15 protein-coding genes are annotated in these 18,295 nt (G+C 72.0%); 5 read left to right on the forward strand and 10 right to left on the reverse strand.

Annotated elements, in window-relative coordinates; all coding sequences use genetic code 11:
- Position 1: 1 nt before the first annotated feature.
- Positions 2 to 1,564 (reverse strand): GMC oxidoreductase, encoded by a 1,563-nt coding sequence (locus ACIA5G_RS12795; protein ID WP_395922875.1) that lies wholly within the window; start codon positions 1,562 to 1,564, stop codon positions 2 to 4.
- Between the two features lie 109 nt (positions 1,565 to 1,673).
- Here ACIA5G_RS12795 and ACIA5G_RS12800 point away from each other — a divergent pair, with 109 nt between their 5' ends.
- Positions 1,674 to 2,237, forward strand: a complete 564-nt coding sequence (locus tag ACIA5G_RS12800) for a TetR/AcrR family transcriptional regulator (protein WP_395922876.1) — start codon at positions 1,674 to 1,676, stop codon at positions 2,235 to 2,237.
- 436 nt (positions 2,238 to 2,673) lie between these two features.
- Here ACIA5G_RS12800 and ACIA5G_RS12805 read toward each other — a convergent pair whose 3' ends face one another.
- Positions 2,674 to 3,564, reverse strand: a complete 891-nt coding sequence (locus ACIA5G_RS12805; protein ID WP_395922878.1) for a LysR family transcriptional regulator — start codon at positions 3,562 to 3,564, stop codon at positions 2,674 to 2,676.
- 156 nt (positions 3,565 to 3,720) lie between these two features.
- Here ACIA5G_RS12805 and ACIA5G_RS12810 point away from each other — a divergent pair, with 156 nt between their 5' ends.
- Both ACIA5G_RS12810 and ACIA5G_RS12815 read left to right on the forward strand, forming a co-directional pair.
- Complete coding sequence (locus ACIA5G_RS12810) at positions 3,721 to 4,626, forward strand: SDR family oxidoreductase (RefSeq protein ID WP_395922880.1); 906 nt, start codon at positions 3,721 to 3,723, stop codon at positions 4,624 to 4,626.
- Entirely contained in the window at positions 4,623 to 5,486 is an 864-nt protein-coding gene (locus ACIA5G_RS12815) for an LLM class flavin-dependent oxidoreductase (protein ID WP_395922881.1), read from the forward strand. Before ACIA5G_RS12810 ends, ACIA5G_RS12815 begins: the two co-directional genes overlap by 4 nt.
- 32 nt (positions 5,487 to 5,518) lie before the next feature.
- On the opposite strand, the gene katG is transcribed toward ACIA5G_RS12815, so the two are convergent.
- Both katG and ACIA5G_RS12825 read right to left on the reverse strand, forming a co-directional pair.
- Positions 5,519 to 7,747, reverse strand: coding sequence for a catalase/peroxidase HPI (gene katG / locus ACIA5G_RS12820; protein WP_395922882.1), 2,229 nt, complete (start codon positions 7,745 to 7,747; stop codon positions 5,519 to 5,521).
- 28 nt (positions 7,748 to 7,775) lie between these two features.
- Positions 7,776 to 8,207 (reverse strand): Fur family transcriptional regulator, encoded by a 432-nt coding sequence (locus ACIA5G_RS12825; RefSeq protein WP_395922883.1) that lies wholly within the window; start codon positions 8,205 to 8,207, stop codon positions 7,776 to 7,778.
- 191 nt (positions 8,208 to 8,398) lie between these two features.
- On the opposite strand from ACIA5G_RS12825, the gene ACIA5G_RS12830 reads away from it, so the two are divergent.
- Positions 8,399 to 11,539, forward strand: coding sequence for a family 43 glycosylhydrolase (locus ACIA5G_RS12830; RefSeq protein WP_395922885.1), 3,141 nt, complete (start codon positions 8,399 to 8,401; stop codon positions 11,537 to 11,539).
- On the opposite strand, the gene ACIA5G_RS12835 is transcribed toward ACIA5G_RS12830, so the two are convergent.
- Positions 11,530 to 12,015: a pyridoxamine 5'-phosphate oxidase family protein gene (locus ACIA5G_RS12835; protein ID WP_395922886.1), complete on the reverse strand. Its 486-nt coding sequence runs from the start codon at positions 12,013 to 12,015 to the stop codon at positions 11,530 to 11,532. The genes ACIA5G_RS12830 and ACIA5G_RS12835 overlap by 10 nt on opposite strands.
- A 128-nt stretch (positions 12,016 to 12,143) precedes the next feature.
- On the opposite strand from ACIA5G_RS12835, the gene ACIA5G_RS12840 reads away from it, so the two are divergent.
- Positions 12,144 to 12,461: a hypothetical protein gene (locus tag ACIA5G_RS12840; RefSeq protein WP_395922887.1), complete on the forward strand. Its 318-nt coding sequence runs from the start codon at positions 12,144 to 12,146 to the stop codon at positions 12,459 to 12,461.
- 95 nt (positions 12,462 to 12,556) lie between these two features.
- On the opposite strand, the gene ACIA5G_RS12845 is transcribed toward ACIA5G_RS12840, so the two are convergent.
- From ACIA5G_RS12845 to ACIA5G_RS12865, 5 genes are all read right to left on the reverse strand, one after another.
- Positions 12,557 to 13,576, reverse strand: coding sequence for a hypothetical protein (locus ACIA5G_RS12845; protein ID WP_395922888.1), 1,020 nt, complete (start codon positions 13,574 to 13,576; stop codon positions 12,557 to 12,559).
- The gene (locus tag ACIA5G_RS12850) at positions 13,563 to 15,797 is read right to left on the reverse strand and encodes a xanthine dehydrogenase family protein molybdopterin-binding subunit (protein WP_395922890.1); all 2,235 of its coding nucleotides are present in this window, start codon (positions 15,795 to 15,797) and stop codon (positions 13,563 to 13,565) included. The genes ACIA5G_RS12845 and ACIA5G_RS12850 overlap by 14 nt, the downstream gene beginning before the upstream one ends.
- Complete coding sequence (locus ACIA5G_RS12855) at positions 15,794 to 16,792, reverse strand: FAD binding domain-containing protein (RefSeq protein ID WP_395922891.1); 999 nt, start codon at positions 16,790 to 16,792, stop codon at positions 15,794 to 15,796. The genes ACIA5G_RS12850 and ACIA5G_RS12855 overlap by 4 nt, the downstream gene beginning before the upstream one ends.
- Positions 16,792 to 17,280 carry a (2Fe-2S)-binding protein gene (locus ACIA5G_RS12860; RefSeq protein WP_395922893.1) on the reverse strand — a complete coding sequence of 163 codons (489 nt, stop codon included), beginning with the start codon at positions 17,278 to 17,280 and terminating at the stop codon, positions 16,792 to 16,794. The genes ACIA5G_RS12855 and ACIA5G_RS12860 overlap by 1 nt, the downstream gene beginning before the upstream one ends.
- A gap of 63 nt (positions 17,281 to 17,343) precedes the next feature.
- Positions 17,344 to 18,228, reverse strand: a complete 885-nt coding sequence (locus ACIA5G_RS12865) for a helix-turn-helix transcriptional regulator (protein ID WP_395922895.1) — start codon at positions 18,226 to 18,228, stop codon at positions 17,344 to 17,346.
- Positions 18,229 to 18,295: the final 67 nt, after the last annotated feature.

Below are 18,295 nucleotides of genomic sequence, written 5' to 3' on the forward strand. Positions count from 1 at the left end.
TTCAGAAAACGCGGTCGACGTCTTCGGTGACCAGGTGGTCCAGGGCGCGCTCGGCGACCGCGGCGATGGTCATCGACGGGTTGCACGCGGCGGTCGTCCCCGGCATCAAAGCGCCATCGAGCACGTAAAGACCACGGTGGCCGAGTACGCGGCCTTCGAGGTCGCAGACCTTGCCCATGACGGCGCCGCCGAGCGGGTGCCAGGTGCTCGGCACGAGGGCGGTCGTGTCGAGCAGCACACCGAGCGGGCCGGCGATGCGGGAGATGCGTTCGTGGATGCGCGCGCTGAGCGTCGCGTCGGCGTTCGAGGGCCAGTGCAGGACCGCGTCGTCCTTCGAAGCGTCGTAGACGAACCGGCCGCGGCCCTGGCTGACGCCGTACCCGACGAGCATCGTGGTGCGCAGGTCCGGCAGCGGCGGCAGGGACGCCTGGATGACGGTGTTGGCCGTGGCGGGGTTGTCCCATTCCTTGCTGCCGTAGACCACCGGGCCGCCTTGCGGCGCGCCGAAGTCGTCGGCGAGGTTCGTCCACGTGTAGATGCGGTCGCCGTTGGTGCCCCAGCCGGCGCCGAGCGCGTCGGGCAGGTCGGGGATGTCGCCCTTCGCGCCGGCCCGCATCAGCAGGCGGGTGGTGTTCGCCGTGCCGGCCGCCATGACGAGCGCCTTCGCGGTGAGGACCTTCTTCTCGAGCACGGTTCCGTCGGTGGTGATGCGGTCGACGCGGATCTCCCAGCGGCCGTCGTTCGCCAGGGCGACGTCGGTGACGTTGTGGAGGGTCGCCACCGTGCAGCGGCCGGTGGCCTCGGCGGCCGCGAGGTAGGTGACGTCGACCGAGTGCTTGCCGCCGTTGTTCACCCCGAGCGCGCAGTCCCCGTTGGTGTAGGACGGTTTCAGCTCGCCGTCGAGTTCGCGCAGCGCGTAGTCCCAGTCGATCGGCATCGGGATCTTCTCCACGCCGTAACCCGCGTTCCGCGTGTTGCGGGCGAAGATCCGCGCTGCCTGGTACGGCTTGCTCTCGACGAGGGCGTCCGGCGCCGTGGCGATCCCGAGCATCGCGGCGACACGCGGGTAGTACTCGGCGTCCATCCGCGCGTAGTCGAGTTGTTCCGGGAAGCAGGAGTTGAACAGCTCCGCCGTCGGCTGCAGCGTCATGCCCTGGTACACCAGCGAACCGCCGCCGACCCCGGCGGCGCACATCATGCTCATCCCCCGGCCGCTCACCTGCTCCAGCAAGCCGGTGTAGCGCTCAAAGGGCGGCAGGGACGGCAGACCGGGCAGCGCCGGCGCCGAACCGAGCCAGAAGATCCGCTTGTCGGGTGCCGACGTCGGGTGCGGGAACGTCTCGGCGTCCGGCCCGGTCGGCCAGCGCCGGCCGCGTTCGAGCACCAGCACCGGCACCCCGGCCTGCGCGAGCCGCAGTGCCGTCACACCGCCGCCGAACCCGGACCCGATGACGACGACCCGGTGTTCCTCCCGGGTGACCGGGATCCGGCCCGCGCCGAGCGCGGCGACCCCGGCGACGGCGGCCGCGCCCTGCAGGACGGTGCGGCGGTTCAGGGTGCGCATGGTGTGGGCTCCTCCGGCGGACAACGGTGACCGAGGGTGACTGTAGGAACCCGAACCGAGAGATGGAACGGATTGCCGGTCTCACTACTCGCGAGTAGCATTCCCGGTCATGCGCGCTGTGCGACCGTCTGCGGCCGTGCCCCGGCGCGTCGACGCCCGCCGCAACCGCGAAGCGATCCTCCGCGCCGCCGACGAGGCGTTCAGCGAAGACGCCGACGTGGTGCTGGACGAGGTCGCCCGCCGCGCCGGCCTGGGCCGGGCGACGGTCTACCGGCACTTCCCCGACCGCACGGCCCTCGCGCTCGCCGTCGCCGCGCACCACCTCACGACGCTCAAAAGCCAGCTGCGGGACCAGGAGTCGTTCCGCGAGCTGCTGCGCAGGATCCTCGCGATGCAGGCCCGGCGGCGCCCGCTCGTCCGGCTGTTCCGCGAACTGCCGGAACGCAGCCAGCGCCAGTACACCCAGGCCCTGATCGCCTTGCTGCGCCCGGCTTTCGAGGAGGCGCAACGCGCGGGCAGCGTGCGGCCGGATCTCGAGCCGGCGGACTTGGCGCTGCTGTTCGAGATGCACGAAGCGGCGTTGGTGGCGGGCCCGGCGCCGCAGGCGCGGACGGAACCGGCGGAACGGCTCGTGCGGGTGTTCCTCGACGGCCTCGCCGGGACCCGCGACTGAACCCCCGCGCCCGCAACGGAACCGAAGTCACCCTGGTGGAGTACACAAAACGGCGGTTGACCGGCGGGAAGCCGGGGTACTTATCCCCCGCGGCACCAGCAGCTCGCCGGACTCCCGGCCGCTTCGCCGGGCCGCATCCTCCGACCGTGGCCGAGTTCGCCGACGGCCGCGGCGCCACCACCCACATCCGGTCCCGCGGAGCACACCATGACAAACGATTCCGGAGCCTGGCACGACAAGTTGCAGCGCGCGCAGGAAGCGATCCAACGCAAGCGGACGGAGCCGGCCCGCACCACGGCGGGCGCCTCGCCGACATCCCGATGACCGAACAGGAATCCACAAAGGACAGCGGACGCACGCACGCGGTCCGGGTGCGCCGAAGGGGACTTTCCTCGCACCACCCCTGAGGAAAGTCCCCTTCAGCACACCCAAGCCGTCACTCGGGCAGCCCGGTCAGCATCACCTCCGCGCACTTGCGGAACGCCGCCACGAGGCCGTTCCGGTCGTCCGCGCGGGTGGCCACCGCCACGTGGGCCGGCTCGACGTCCTCCAGCGGCACCGTCGTCAGGTCCGGGCGCAGGCTGCTGACATCACCCGGGCCCGCCGGGACGATCGCCACCGCCTGGCCGCTCGCCACCAGCTCGAACTTGTCCTCGACTGCGTTCAGCCGCGGCCCGTCCGGGGCCGGGCGGCCGTCGGGGCGGGGGTCGATGCGCCAGAACGCGTCCCACACCGGGTCGGCGGTCCCCCGGGGCAGCGGCTCGTCCGCGATGTCGTCCAGCGTCACCGATTCCTTGCCCGCCAAGCGGTGGTCGCGCGAGACGAGCAGCACCCGGGGCTCGTCGTAGAGCACGGTGACGTGCAGCCCCGCCGTGGACAGCGGCAGCCGGACCACCGCGACGTCGACGCGGTGCTCCAGCAGCGCCGCGCGGCCGTCGTCCCACCGGAGGTGCTGGGTGTGCACCTCGGCGTCGGGGTGGCGGCGGCGCAGCTCGCGCACGGCCGGGGTGACGATCAGGTTCGCGATGTAGCCGACGGTGATCCGGCGGGGCCGGGCCACGGCCCGCGCGTGCGCCGCGGCCGCGGCGGCCGTCCGCAGCACCTCGACGGCCAGCGGCAGGAACGCCTCACCCGCCTCCGTCAGCCGGGTGCCCTGCGGGGTGCGGTCGAGCAGGCGCGCGCCGACCTGCTGCTCCAGCCGGATGATCTGCCGGCTCAATGACGACTGCGTCAGGTGCAGCTCGGCGGCCGCGCGGCCGAAGTGCCGCCGCTCGGCGACGACGGTGAAGCTGCGCACCAGCCGCAGGTCGAGATCCGTGTCGGGCATGTCCCCAGCGTAACCCCGCCCGAAACCCGGCCGGAGCCGATGACCTGCGGTGATGCACAGACCGCGTCACGCTGCGCGAAACAGTCATTGGACCTGGCACGCTCCGTGAGACCACGGTGGACGGAGAAGTTCCCCTCTCGTCAGGAGTGCACCACCATGCGTGTGTTCGTCACCGGCGCCACCGGTTTCATCGGCAGCGTTGTCGTCCGCGAGCTGCTCGGCGCGGGTCACCAGGTCCTCGGCCTCGCCCGGTCGGACGCGTCCGCCGCGGCGCTCGAAGCCGCCGGAGCGGAGGCGCACCGCGGCTCCCTCGACGACCTCGAGAGCCTGCGTGCCGGCGCGGCCGCCACCGACGGCGCCATCCACCTCGCCTTCAACCACGACTTCACCGACTTCGCCGCCTCCGCACAGCAGGACCGGCGGGCGATCGAGGCGCTGGGCGAAGCGCTCGCGGGCTCCGGGCGGCCGCTGGTGATCACCTCCGGCACCGCCGGTGCGGCGCCCGGCCGGGTGGTGGACGAGGACACGGTGCCCGAGTCCACGGCGGTCACCTCGCCCCGCTTCGAAACGGAGACCGTGGCGCTCGCCTTCGCCGGCCGCGGGGTCCGGGTGTCGGTCGTGCGGCTGCCCCCGAGTGTGCACGGCGAGCACGACCAGGGTTTTGTGCCGCGGCTGATCTCCGCCGCCCGCACCAAGGGCGTCTCGGCATATCCCGGCGACGGCGCGAACCGCTGGTGCGCCGTACATCGGCTGGACGCGGCCCGGCTGTTCCGCCTGGCGCTGGAGTCGGCGCCCGCGGGAACGCGGTGGCACGCGATCGGCGACGAGGCGGTGCCGGTCCGCGAGCTCGCCGAGGTGATCGGGCGGCACCTGGACGTGCCGGTGACGTCGATCGCGCCGGAGGCGGCGTACGACCACTTCGGGTTCGTGGGCGCCGTGCTCACCCTCGACATCCCGGCGACGGCCGAGCGCACGCGCAAGGAGCTCGACTGGCAGCCCGAGCAGCCCGGGCTCCTCGCGGACCTCGAAGCCGGCCACTACTTCTCGGAAGGACCCCGATGAGAGACCTCGGACCGGTCGGTGTCTACCTGCCGATCTCGTTCACCAAGACGGCGTCCGCCGACGCGCAGCGCGAAGGGGCCCGACGGCTCGAGCGCGCCGGCTACCGGACCGTGTGGACGAACGAAGTCGTCGGCGGCAAGGACGCCCTGGTGCAGCTGGCGATCCTGCTGGCCGCCACCGAGCACCTGACCTTCGGCACCGGCATCACGAACATCTGGGCCCGCGAACCGCAGGTGCTGCACGCCGCCGCGGCGCAGCTCGCGGACGCCTACCCGGACCGGCTCGTGCTCGGGATCGGGGCCGGCCACCCGGAACAGGCCGCCGCCATCGGCCGGGACTACGGCAGCCCGCTGAAGACGGTGCGCGACTACCTGACGCGGATGGACACGCAGACCTGGCCGCCCGCGCCGGACGCGGCCTACCCGCGGATCCTCGGCGCCAACGGGCCGAAGATGCTCGCGCTGGCCGCCGAGCTCACCGACGGCGCCTTCCCGGCGAACCTGCCGCCGGAGCTCACCGCCGAAGCCCGCTCGGCGCTCGGCCCGGACAAGCTGCTGGTGATCGGCCTGCCGGTGGTCTCGGGCGGGGCCGAGGCGGCGCGGGAGAAGGTGACGGGCAGCCTGGGCATGGGCTGGTACCGGAAAGCGGTGCAGCGGCTGGGGTATTCCGCCGACGACGTCGACACGCTGGCCGACGCGGTGGTCGCCCAGGCCGAACCGGACGCCGTCGCTGCGAAGGCGCGGGCGCACCTCGCCGCCGGTGCGGACCACGTTGTCCTCATGCCGCCGACGACGGACGACTTCGCCGCCGACATCGGGACCCTGGAACGACTCGCGCCCGGGTCCGGCACCCTCGACTGAGAGTGCCGGACCCGGGCGCGGAGTGCCGGAGATCAGACCAGGTCGTACCGGTCGGCGTCCATGACCTTGGCCCAGGCGGCCACGAAGTCGCGGACGAACTTCTCCTTGGCGTCGTCGCTGGCGTAGACCTCGGCGACGGCGCGCAGCTCGGAGTTCGAGCCGAACACCAGGTCGGCGCGGGAGCCGGTCCACTTGACCTCGCCGGTGGCGCGGTCACGGCCCTCGAAGGTCTCCTGGTCCTCCGAGGTCGACTTCCACTCGGTCTCCATGTCGAGGAGGTTCGCGAAGAAGTCGTTCGTCAGCGCACCCGGCGTCTCGGTGAGCACGCCCAGCGAAGACTGGGCGTGGTTCGCACCCAGCACCCGCAGGCCGCCGATCAGGACGGTCAGCTCGGGCGCGCTCAGGTTCAGCAGGTTCGCGCGGTCGATCAGCAAGAACTCCGACGGCAGGCGGTGGCCCTTGCCGCGGTAGTTGCGGAACCCGTCGATCGTCGGCTCGAGCGGCGCGAAGGACTCCGCGTCGGTCTGCTCCTGCGTCGCGTCGGTGCGGCCCGGGGTGAACGGCACCGAGATCTCGACGCCGGCGTCCTTGGCGCCCTTCTCGACGGCGGCCACCCCGCCGAGCACGATCAGGTCGGCCAGCGAGACCTTCTTGCCGCCGGTCTGGGCGCTGTTGAAGGACTCCTGGACGCTCTCCAGGGTCCGCAGCACCTGCGCCAGCTGGTCGGGCTCGTTGACCTCCCAGCCGCGCTGCGGCTCGAGGCGGATGCGGGCGCCGTTCGCGCCGCCGCGCTTGTCACTGGCGCGGAACGTCGAAGCCGACGCCCACGCGGTCGAGACGAGCTGGGCGACGGTCAGGCCCGAGTCCAGCAGCTTGGCCTTGAGGTCCGCGACGTCGGCGTCGGAGACCAGCTCGTGGTCGACGGCGGGGACGCGGTCCTGCCAGATCAGCTCTTCGGCCGGCACCAGCGGGCCGAGGTAGCGCTGGATCGGGCCCATGTCGCGGTGGGTCAGCTTGTACCAGGCGCGGGCGAACGCGTCGGCGAACTGGTCCGGGTTCTCGTGGAAGCGCTTGGAGATCTGCGCGTAGACCGGGTCGACGCGCAGCGCCAGGTCGGTGGTCAGCATCGTCGGCTTGCGGGCCGGGTCGCCGGCCTCCGGGCCGGGGATGGTGTCCTCGGCGTCCTTGGCCACCCACTGGTGGGCGCCGGCCGGGCTCTTCGACAGCTCCCACTCGTAGCCGAACAGGTTGTCGAAGAACTGGTTGCTCCACTGCGTCGGCGTGGAGGTCCAGGTGACCTCGAGCCCGCTGGTGATGGCGTCGCGGCCCTTGCCGGAGCCGAAGGTGTTCTTCCAGCCGAGGCCCTGGTCCTCGATGCCCGCACCCTCCGGCTCGGCACCGACGTACTGGTCGGGGTCGGCCGCGCCGTGGGTCTTGCCGAAGGTGTGGCCACCGGCGATGAGGGCGACGGTCTCCTCGTCGTTCATCGCCATGCGGCCGAACGTCTCGCGGATGTCGCGGGCCGAGGCCAGCGGGTCCGGGTTGCCGTTCGGGCCTTCGGGGTTGACGTAGATGAGGCCCATCTGGACCGCCGCCAGGGGGTTCTCCAGCTCGCGGTCACCGGTGTAGCGCTCGTCGCCCAGCCAGGTGCGCTCCGGGCCCCAGTACACGTCCTCGTCCGGCTCCCACACGTCGGCGCGGCCGCCGGCGAAGCCGAAGGTCTTGAAGCCCATGGTCTCCAGGGCGCGGTTGCCCGTGAAGATCATCAGGTCGGCCCACGAGATCTTCTTGCCGTACTTCTTCTTGACCGGCCACAGGAGCCGGCGCGCCTTGTCGAGGTTCCCGTTGTCCGGCCAGCTGTTCAGCGGCGCGAAGCGCTGCATGCCGGCGCCCGCTCCGCCGCGGCCGTCGTCGATGCGGTAGGTGCCGGCGCTGTGCCACGCCATGCGGATCATGAACGGCCCGTAGTGCCCGAAGTCGGCGGGCCACCACTCCTTCGAGGTGGTCAGCACGGCGTCGACGTCCGCGGCCAGCGCGTCGAGGTCGACGGTCTTGAACTCGGCGGCGTAGTCGAAGTCCTCGCCCATGGGGTTCGCCACGGCGGGGTGCTTGCGCAGGATCTTCAGGTTGAGCTGGTTCGGCCACCAGTCGCGGTTCCCCGCGCCTTCGGTCGGGTGGTTGCGACGCCCGGCCGAGACCGGGCAACCGCCCGCGGCCTCTTCGTTCAGCTCGCCAACTTTGGCGTCAGCACTGTCAGACACAGGAATCCTTCCGGGACAAGAAAAACGTTCAGGAACTCGACGCGGTGGAGCAGTCGGGGCACAGGCCCCGGTAGACGACCTCGGCTTCGTCGATCAGGAAGCCGTGGGCGTCCGACGCGGTCAGGCAGGGCGCATGGCCGACGGCGCAGTCGACGTCGGCGATGGCCCCGCAGGACCGGCACACGACGTGGTGGTGGTTGTCCCCCACGCGGGCCTCGTACCGGGCGACGGAGCCGGGCGGCTGGATACGCCGCAGCAGCCCCGCCCCGGTGAGTGCCCGCAGGACGTCGTAGACGGCCTGGTGGGACACTTCCCCGAGACCGTCCCGCACGACGCCGATGATCGAGTCGGTGTCGGCGTGCGGGTGCCCGTGTACCGCGGACAGCACCGCCAGCCGCGGCCGCGTGACGCGCAGGGACGCCTCGCGCAGCATCTGCTCGAAGTCCGTGGTCGTGGGCACGGGGCGAGTCTGCCCCATTTTCTTGAATGAATCAAGATTGGCCACCCGACCGGGTACCGCGTGTCGGACCGCGCGCACCCCTCTTCCGGCCCTTGACCACCGGACACGACGGACTTTAAAGTCAGCGTGCCCCGTGAAATGTTAACGCTAACATTCCCTTGGTCCCCGTTGCGCCCCGAAGGAACACAACAATGAAGTTGTTCTCCCCGCGCCGTTTCGGCGTGCTGCTGGCCGTCGTGGCCGCACTCGTCCCCCTGGGCACCACCGGCGCCGGCGCGACGCCGACGACCGCCACCACCTCCCCGGTCCGCGCCGCCGCGAGCACACTTTCGGTGCCCGGCATCGACGACGTCCGCGGCAACCTCACGCTGCCGGCCGGCGGCGCGGGCGGGACGAGCGTCACCTGGACCTCGTCCGCGCCCGCCGTGATCACCCCGACCGGCGAGGTCACCCGCCCGCCGTCCGGTAGCAAGCCCGCCGAGGTCGTCCTGACCGCGAAGGTCAGCCTCGGCCGCGAAAGCACCACGCGGCGGTTCACCGCGACCGTCGTCCCCAAGCCGGCCCAGGAACCGCTGGCCGGCTACAGCTTCTTCTACTTCACCGGCGAAGGGACTTCGGACGGCGAGCAGATCTACTCGGCGCTGAGCCGCGGCAACGACCCGCTGAACTGGACCGAGCTCAACCAGGGCCGCCCGGTGCTCAAGTCGAGCCTCGGCGAGCTCGGCGTGCGCGACCCGTACATCCTGCGCTCACCCGACGGTGACAAGTTCTACCTGCTGGCCACCGACCTGCGGATCTACGCCGGCCGCGGCTGGGACGCCGCGCAGCGCACCGGCAGCCGCTCGATCATGGTCTGGGAGTCCACCGACCTGGCGCACTGGTCGCGCCAGCGCAGCGTCCAGGTCTCGCCGCCGACCGCCGGCAACACCTGGGCCCCGGAAGCCTTCTGGGACGCCAAGCGCGGGACGTACGTCGTGTACTGGGCCTCGAAGCTGTACGCGGAGAACGACCCGAACCACACCGGCGACAGCTACAACCGGATGATGTACGCCACCACGCGCGACTTCGTCACCTTCAGCGCGCCGCAGGTGTGGAACGACCCGGGTTACTCGGTGATCGACTCGACGATCATCAAGAACCAGGACACCTACTACCGCTTCACCAAGGACGAACGCAACAACACGTCTTCGACGCCGTGCAGCAAGTTCATCACCGAGGAGAAGTCCACCGACCTGCTCGACCCGCACTACGGTTTTGTCGCCGACTGCATCGGCAAGGCGACGGCGACGAGTCCCGGTCTCTCCGCCGGCGAAGGACCCACCGGGTTCAAGTCGAACACCGAGAACAAGTGGTACCTGTTCATCGACGAGTTCGGCGGCCGCGGTTACGTCCCGTTCGAGTCCACCGACCTGAACTCGGGCAAGTGGACGATGTCCACCGGCGCGCACCTGCCCGCGTCACCGCGCCACGGCACCGTCCTGCCGGTCACGCAGGCGGAGATGGACCGGCTGAGCGCTCCCCCGGCGCCGGTGAAGGCCGATCAGAACGGGCTCGTCGCGCACTGGCCGCTGGACGCGAAGTCCGGCCAGGTCGCGGCCGACACCACGGGCCACGGTTACGACGGCGCCCTGGCCGGTGACGTTTCGTGGGCCGGCGGTTCGCTGGCCTTCGGCGGCAAGAACGGACACGTCCAGCTGCCGAACAACCTGCTGACCGGCGCCGCCGCGGCCAGCGTGTCGGCCGACGTCCTGGTCGACCCGGCCCAGCAGACGCCGTACTTCCTCTGGGGCCTCGGCAACACCGCGCCCTCCGGCGCCGGGGACGGCTACCTGTTCACCACCGGCGGCACCCCGAGCGGCGGCCTGCGCGGGGCGATCGCGACCGGCAACTGGACCACCGAACAGCAGGTGGCGTCGGCCGGCGGGCTGCCACGCGGGGTCTGGAAGAACGTGACGCTGACGGTCGGCGACGGGGTCGCGGTGCTGTACCTCGACGGCGTCGAGGTCGCTCGCACCACGAACGCCACGATCAAGCCGTCCGACCTCGGCGGCGGTGTCACCGCGGCGAACTACCTCGGCCGGTCCGTCTACGCGGGGGACAAGACCTTCACCGGCAGGATGAAGGACGTGCGGCTCTACAACCGGGCGCTCACCGGGCTCCAGGTGGCGGCACTGCCGTCGAACAGCACCACGATCCGGTCGGTGGAGCTGGCTTCGCTCAAGACGCCCGCAGTCATCGACTCCGGCGCGTCCACCGTGGTGCTGCCGGTGCGGCCGGGGACCGACCTGCGCCGGCTGGCGCCGAAGTTCGGGCTGGCGCCGGGGGCCACGATCAAGCCGGACAGCCGGCCGGTGGATCTGAGCCGGCCACGGCAGTTCACCGTCACCGGCGCCCAGGGTGACCGTCGTGTGTGGACGGTCGAGGCGCACGAGACGCGCAGCCCGGTCCTGCCGGGCTTCAACGCGGACCCGAACATCGTCGCGTTCGGGGACACGTATTACCTGTACCCGACCACGGACGGCTTCGACGGCTGGAGCGGCACGAAGTTCTCGGCCTGGTCGTCGAAGAACCTCGTGGACTGGACGGACCAGGGGGTCGTCCTCGACCTCGGACCGGACGTGAGCTGGGCGGACAAGAACGCCTGGGCGCCGACGATCGCGCAGCACAACGGCAAGTACTACTTCTACTTCTGCGCCGAGGCCAAGATCGGCGTGGCGGTGAGCGACTCGCCGACCGGCCCGTTCGTCGACTCCGGCAAGCCGCTGATCGCGGCGAACCCCGACGGCGGCCAGGCGATCGACCCGGCGGTGTTCGTCGACCACACCGGGCAGCCGTACCTGTACTGGGGCAACGGCAACGCCTACGTGGTGCCGCTGAACGACGACATGGTCTCGTTCGACCCGGCGAAGATCACCCGCTTGACCGGCCTGGACGGGTTCCGCGAGGGCCTGTTCATGGCGGAGCGGACCGGCACGTACTACCTGAGCTGGTCGATCGACGACACCCGCAGCGAGGACTACCGGGTCGGCTACGCGACGGCGCCGTCGCCGACCGGGCCGTTCACCAACCGCGGCCTGATCTTGAGCAAGGACGCCCACCTGGGCATCCTCGGCACCGGGCACAGCTCGATGCTGCAGGTCCCGGGCACCGACGACTGGTACCTGGCCTACCACCGCTTCGGCATCCCGGGCGGCGACGGGACCCACCGCGAGACGACGATCGACAAGCTGACCTTCCGCCGCGACGGCACGATCGTCCCGGTCACGCCGACGCTGGAAAGCGTGCGGCCGCAGCGGGTCCCGCAGTGCCAGGGGAAGGTCCGCTACAACTGAACCCGGTGGTCCCGGGCTTCGCCGTGGAGGTCGCACGGCTGCCCGGGATCCCGCGGGCACAGCACCCACCGCTCCGACGCGACCACCGAGTACATCCGGTAGGGCGACGCCCCGGAGACGTCTTCGAGCGTCAGCTCCGAAGCGCCGTCGCCGTCACCACGGGGATAGCTCGCCAAAGCGCGGTCGAGCGCCTCGCCCGACAGCTCCCCCGCCTCGCCCACGGCGTAGACCGCGCGCCCGTGGTAGGGCGCGACGGTCGAGTCGAAGACGACCAGGCTCACCCGCGGGCGCGCGGCGATGTTGCGCGAGTGGCGGGCACCGGTCTCCGAGACCCACACGAAGGTGTGATCGTCTTGCGGGGCGAAGTAGACCGGGCACGTCCAGGGCGCGCCGTCGTCGCCGGTCGTGCCGAGGGTCAGGTAGGCGTTCGCCGAGATCAGGGCGCGGGCGTGGGCCGCGAGGTCGTCGTTGGTCATCAGGGCACCGATTCTGCCACCCCGAACCGGTGAGACGGAGATCACGAGCGGCTGCGTTTATCCGGTTCGGGGCGGGGTAATCGACGGCCGTTCAGGTTCCTCAGCTTCTTCCGTCCAGGAGTCGTTTGATGACCAGCGTTCTGGAGAACGCCCGTGCCGTCCCGGCCCCGCGCCGCCGACCGGACGCGCTCGCCGAACTCGCTCGCCTCGCCGCGCTGGCGGACCTCGCCCGCAGTTCGTCCCCCTCGCTCATGCACCACGCGATCCTCGCCGGCACCAGCCCCGCAACGGTGGCCGCCGCCGCGAAGATCGACGTCGCCGAGGCGCACGTCCGGTGGCACGCGTGGGCCGAGACCGCGGTAGGTCTCGACGAGTACCTCCCGGTGCACGCCGCGTTCGCCGAAGCCGTCATCGCCCGCCACGAAGCCTTCGAGGACCACCAGTGAAGAACCAAGAGACGACGCTGGCCGACCTCGAGGCCCTCGGCGACGCGGCTACCGAGCTGCTCCAGCAGATCAGCGAAGAGCTGGCGACCGTGGCTTCACGGCGCTGAGCCAGCGGGCCAGCGGCGCCAGACCGCCACGTGCAGGATCACCGCCAAGCTCAGCGCGTTGAGCGTGGTGTGCGTCGACCAGCCGACGACCAGCCGGTCCGGCACCGCGGCCCAGTGCGCCACCTGCGGTACCACCCACGACAACACGGCCGTCAGCAGTGCCACCAGCACGAGCACCGAGGACCGTCCCGGCAGCGGCGTGAGCCGGATCGCCGGCCACGCCTCGAACAACATCGCCACCACGAGTACCGACGCGATGGCCGCGCCCGCGACCGCCGCTATCCGGTCCGGTTCCCACGCGAGCCGTACCACCGCGTACGTGACGAAACCGCAGGCGAGGACTGCGCCGTGGGCCGTTGCCAGCCGGATCGCGCGGCGCCGGATGCGGGCGAACGGCCAGCCGCGCAGCGCGACGTACCAGACCATCTGCCAGGCACCGAGCACGGCGAACACCGCGCCGTACTCCTCCCCCGGCACGGCTCCCGTCCGGACCAGGCCCAGGAAGAGCGCCAGGCCCGCGACCCAGCTCACCGCCAACGCCGCGACACCCGGCCACCGCTCGCCCCGGCCGCGCAGTGGCCAGCCCTCGCCGACCAGGGTCAGCTGCAGCATCAGCGTGAAGATGCCCGCGGCCAGCGGCACCGAGGCCGTCCCGGTCACGACCCGGCCGAGTAGGGCCAGCACGGCTCCGCCCGCCGCCACGAGCGCCGTGTCGGACACGCCGCTCCAGCCGCCGCGCAGGAGGGACCCCGGCCAGTCCGCCCACCAGAACGCGATCATCGCGACGATCGGCAGCGCGAACGTGACCGGCGGTCCGAGCACCTCCAGGGTGCGCGCCGGCCCGCCCGCGCCCGCCGCGAGCAGCGCGGTCACCGGCAGGACGAACGCGCAGCCGAGCAACCCTCGCCGGGGCTGGGCCCGCCGCGCGTCCGCCAGCTCCGCCGGGCTGAGCGCGTCCGGCTTGCAGACCGCCGGGCGGTCGTCCAAGACCTCGCTAGAGGAGGTCATCGAGGCGGATCGGCAGCCGGTGGTGGCGCTTGCCGGTCGCGTGGTGGACGGCGTTCGCCACCGCCGCGGTGACCCCGACCATCGCGACCTCGCCGAGCCCCTTCACCCCGACCGGGTTGAACAGCAGGTCCGGCTCGTCCACGAAGCCGACGTCGATGCGCCCGACGTCGGCGTTGACCATGATCGGGTACTCCTCGAGCGTCGAGTTGAGGAAACCGCCGAACCGGTCGTCGACCAGGCTCTCCTCGCGCAGCGCCCCGCCGATGCCCCAGATCACGCCGCCGCGCACCTGGCTGGCGGCGGTGGCCGGGCTGGCCACCCGGCCGCAGTCGACAACGCTGACCACGCGCGGCACCCGGATCCGGCACGTCGTCGGCTCCACGCGGACCTCGACGAAGTGGGCGACCCAGCTGAACGTGCTGAACTCGGGGAACACCGGGCCGGAGATGGCCAGGTGCCCGGCCTTCGCCTGGTCCAGCGCCTCGGGCGGCTGCCCGGGCCCGAGCGTGCTCACCTCGACCTCCACCGGACGCCCGGCGCGCCTGTGAAAACCGGGGCTCCGCCCCGGGCCGGGGGCTCCGCCACCCGGAACCCCCGAAAGACCTTGGACGGCCGCAGCAACATCGACCTCACCGGTATCGGCCACGTTCAGGTGCTTCCGCAGCTCCCGCAGTCCGGAGTGGACGGCCGGCAGCGCGCTCGCCGTGCCCCACGAACCCGCGGTGAGGTGCTGCGCGGCGAACCGGGTGTCGCCGACGCGCACTTCGACGTCGCGCGCGGGGATGCCGAGGTCACCCGCAACGAGCAGCGCGATCGCCGAGCGGATGCCCTGGCCCATCTCGTGGCCGTCGACGCCGACCGTCACCCGGCCGTCCGCGCCGGCGGTGAGGTGCGCGACGGCGGGCACGATGCTGCCCGGGTAGTTGCCCGCGGCGACACCCCAGCCGATCAGCGAACCGTCGTCGGCGCGCATCGAGCCCGGCTCGGGAGTGCGGTCCGCCCAGCCGAACGTCTCCGCGCCCCGGCGGAGGCACTCGGCGAGGAAGCGGGTGGAGAACGGCCGTCCGGTCACCGGGTCGGTCATCGTGTTGTTGGCCAGCCGCACCGCAACCGGGTCCTGGCCGGTGGCATACGCCAGTTCGTCGACCGCCGACTCGAAGGCGAACATCGCCGAGCTCTCGAACGGCGCCCGCATGTAACCGGGCGTCTGCACGTCGGTCTGCACCAGGCGGTGCCGGCCGCGGAACGCCGGGAAGCCGTACAGCCGGGAGGTGACCTCGGTGTGCATCGCCGGGAACAGGTCGTGCCGGGACGTCTGCTGGTCGACCTCGTGCACGGCGGCGAGGATCTGGCCCGACGCGTCCGCGCCGAGGCGGACGCGGTGGCGGGTGGCCGGGCGGAAGCTCCCGTTGTGGAAGGTCTGGGTGCGGGCCAGCACCAGCTTGACGGGCCGGCCCAGGCGCCGCGCCACCAGCGCGAGCGGGCCGAGGTGCGGCTGCAGCGAGTTCTTCTGGCCGAAGCCCCCGCCGACGTACGGCGAGCGGACCTCGATGTTCGCGGCGTCGAGGCCCAGCTGCTGGGCGAGCCCGAACCGGAGGGCGGCCGCGTTCTGCGTGCCCTCGTGCACGACGAGCGTGTCACCCCGCCATTCGACGACGCCGCCGTTCAGCTCCATCGGCACCGCGTGCTGGGCCGCGTACTCGTAGGTGCTGTCGATCCGCACCGGGCTCGCGTCGACCGCCGCGTCGGCGTCGCCGACCTTGATGTCGGCGAGGAACGGCAGCGGGATCGCCTCTTCCTGCACCAGGGTGGTCGCGCCCGCGGCGTCCAGGTGGACGGCGAAGGGCTCCGGGTCGTATTCGGCGGTGACCAGGTCGGCCGCCTCGGTCGCGGCGACCAGGGTCTCGGCCACGACCAGGGCGATCGGCTGGCCGCGGTAGGCGATGTGGTCGTCCAGCAGCGGCTGCAGGCTCTGGAAGGAGAACCCGCCGCCCATGATGAAGCCCGCGCCCTGCAGCTCTTCGGCGTCGAAGCGGGTCACGACGAGCAGCACGCCCGGCACGGCCCCGGCCGCGGCAGTGTCCACACGGGACACCCGCCCGCGGCCGATGCGGGCGAGGGCAAGCGTTGCGTACGCGACGCCGTCGGGAACGCGGTCGGTGCCGTAGGCGGCCTTGCCGGTGACCTTCTCGTAGGCGTCCACACGGCGCGTGTCGGTCATCGGGTGGCCCTCTCCGCGGCGATGCGCACGGCGTCGGCGACGGTGCGAATGCCCAGCTCGACTCGGAATCCGTTGTAGGTGCCGGGCCGCGCACCGGCGAATGCGATCTCCCCGGCGTGCCGGGCGGCCTCGGCGGTCAGCCGCGCGCCACGCAACGTCCGTTCGGCCTCGTCCGCCCGCCAGGGCCGGGTGGCGACGCCGCCGAGCGCGATCCGGCAGTCACCGATCATGCCGTCTTCGACGGTCAGCGCGACCGCGGCGGACGCGAGCGCAAAGGCGTAGGACTCGCGGTCCCGGATCTTCAGGTAGGTGGAGCCGTGGCCCGCGGGGGTGGCCGGGACGCGGATGCGCAGGATCAGCTCGTCGGCGTCCAGGACGTGTTCGCGCGCCGGGTCGTCCCCGGGTTCGACGTGCAGATCCTTGAGCGGCACGGTGCGTTCCCCGCGCGGGCCGACCACGTCGACGACCGCGTCGAAGGCGAGCAGCGCGATCGCCCAGTCACCCGGGTACGTCGCGATGCACGTGTCGCTCGCGCCGAGCAGGGCGTGGGTGCGGTCGTGGCCTTCGAGCGCGGCGCAGCCGCTGCCGGGTTCACGCTTGTTGCAGGGGAACTCCGGGCCACCGCGGAAGTAGCCGCACCGGGTGCGCTGCAACAAGTTCCCGCCGACGGTCGCCATGTTGCGCAGCTGCTGGGAAGCCGCGCGCCACAGCGATTCGGACAGGGCGGGGTAGGCGTCACGGACGACCGGGTGGTCGGCGACGTCGGCCATCCGGGCGCCGGCCCCGAAAACCAGTTCGTCCGCTCCGGCGGTGATGGTGTTCAGCTCGGGCAGCCGGTGCACGTCGACCACCGCGGGCGGGGTTTCGATGCCGAGCTTCATCAGGTCGTAGAGCGTGGTGCCGCCGGCGAGCACCTTCGTGCCGGGCGCGGCGTCACGCAGGGCGTCGACGGCAGAGCCGACGCTGTCGGGCGCGACGTAGGCGAAGGGACGCATCAGCCCTCCTTTGCGGTTGCTTCGGCGGCTTGGCGGACGGCGGCGACGATGCCGACGTAGGCCCCGCAGCGGCAGAGGTTGCCGCTCAGGTACTCGCGGATCTGGTCGTCGTCGGCCGTGTGCCCTTCGGCGATGCAGGCCAGGCCGGACATGATCTGGCCAGGGGTGCAGTAGCCGCACTGCAGCGCGTCGTTGTCGACGAAGGCCTGCTGCAGCGGGTGCAGTTCGCCGTCCGGGCCGGCGACGCCTTCGATGGTGGTGACGGCCTGGCCCGCGGCCTGCACGGCGGGGGTCAGGCAGGAGACCACGCGCCGGCCGGCCAGGTGCACCGTGCAGGCGCCGCAGTGGCCCTGGTCGCAGCCCTTCTTGGTGCCGGTCAGGCCGAGCCGCTCACGCAGCACGTCGAGCAGCGACTCCCGGGGGTCGAGCTCGAGCCGGACGGCCTCGCCGTTGACGGTCGCTTCGACGGTGGTTTCTGGAGTGGACACGGGCCGACGCTAACGCGCGCGCGGGCGGTGGCGCCTTCCTGTGATTGCTGCCCGGGCCGCCGTTTATTGCGCAGTGTCCCGAACTTTGGCCCGGTAGGCCGACGGCGACTGTCCGATTTGGGCACGAAACGCCGAAGCGAACCGGGACGGGGTCGCGAAGCCGCACACCTGCGCGATCTCCGTGACCGACAGGTCGCCCCGCTCGAGGTGGCGGCGCGCCCGTTCGACCCGCACGTGCGTCAGGTAGCGGTACGGCGTTTCCCCGGTCGCCGTCTTGAAGATGCGCAAGAAGTGGAACGGGCTCAGGTCCGCCGCCGCGGCGATGTCGGCCAGCGACAGCGGGAGGTGGTGGTTGTCGCGGATGAACTGGACGGCCCGGCGGGTCCGCAGCTCGTCCCGGCCGGGCTCGCGGGGCGGGGGCGCCGCGGCGTGGCGGGTCAGCAGGTGGACCGCGAGGAAGGTCGCCGCCGACTCCGCGTAGAGCTCGTCGACGCCGGCGAGCGCCGCCTCGCCCAGTGCTTCGGTCACGGACGCGAGCACCGGGTCCTCGACGGAAAGGGCGTCCGGCCGGCCGAGCCGGGTTGCGTCCTTGCCCCACAGTTCCAGGGCGGTGCGGTCGATCAGGGTGCCCGGCAGGTGCACATGCGTCGTGAACGTGCGATCCGTTCCGCGCCAGCGGATGTGGGTCGGGTGGCCGGGGGCGGTGAGGCCGATCGAACCGGGGCCGTAGTCCGCGCGCCGCCAGCGGGCGCCGTGGCGCGACTCGACCGTTGTGGTGCCCGCGCTGACCAGGACGATCGTCTGGTCGGGGGCAGGCGGCAGGTCGAGCTGGGCTTCTTCGGCGTTGTCCAGCAGCCGCACGCACAGCGCGGACCAGCCGTTGTCCCGGCGACTGCAGAGCCGCACGCGGGCAGCGGCACCCGGATCGAACGTCAACGCCTCGGACACGCCGCTCCACGGTGCTTCCTGCCGAATACCGACGTGCCGACACTAACAGCACGGTTGAGACTGGGTT

Origin of the sequence: Amycolatopsis sp. NPDC051758 (assembly GCF_044453095.1) — a bacterium.
GTDB lineage: Bacteria > Actinomycetota > Actinomycetes > Mycobacteriales > Pseudonocardiaceae > Amycolatopsis.